Source organism: Brachyspira sp. SAP_772 (assembly GCF_009755885.1).
In the GTDB taxonomy this organism is placed as follows: Bacteria; Spirochaetota; Brachyspiria; order Brachyspirales; family Brachyspiraceae; genus Brachyspira.
In genome coordinates, this window is record NZ_VYIX01000386.1 from 1 (window position 1) to 511 (window position 511).

Annotated in this window: 2 protein-coding genes; both read right to left on the reverse strand. The window is 17.3% G+C overall.

The genetic code is table 11. The features are described 5' to 3' along the window. The coding region (locus tag GQX97_RS15040) for a hypothetical protein (protein WP_157152391.1) at positions 1 to 219 on the reverse strand (219 nt) is incomplete at its 3' end. 51 nt (positions 220 to 270) lie between these two features. Further along, positions 271 to 511: hypothetical protein (locus GQX97_RS15045; protein WP_232473463.1), on the reverse strand; the 241-nt coding region annotated here is incomplete at its 5' end.

Genomic DNA, 511 nt, shown 5'->3' on the forward strand with positions numbered 1-511 from the left:
CTTATAAAAAATTAGCATCAATAATTGAATTATTGTAAAAGCTATTAAAAAAGATAAAAGATATTTTAAAAAAGTATTTGGAAGAAAAGAAACATTTTCCAATTTAAGATTATAAATAAGAAAAGTGAGAGGCAGAGTAATTATAATAGTTAATATAGTAACTGATAATATAGATATACCCATTATTTTTTTATTTAYTTTTTTATTTTTTCTATTCATTTTTAGTAATATMCCTATTAATTATGACAATTAAAAAATAYMTATCTATTATTAATCTTTCATTTTTTTATTTATAATTTTTATTAAAATAACACATAATAATATAGCAATTATAAATGGCAAAGCAAAAATAAAAGAAATATTTGCTGAAGCAGAAGMACCKKCAAATTTWAYAGCATAAAACATATAACCATAATTAAAAGATACAACTGTAACCATCATATAAGAAAATAAATATGCTATAATTCTAATAGTTTTTATAATTCTTTGTTTATTATTCATTTTATTAATC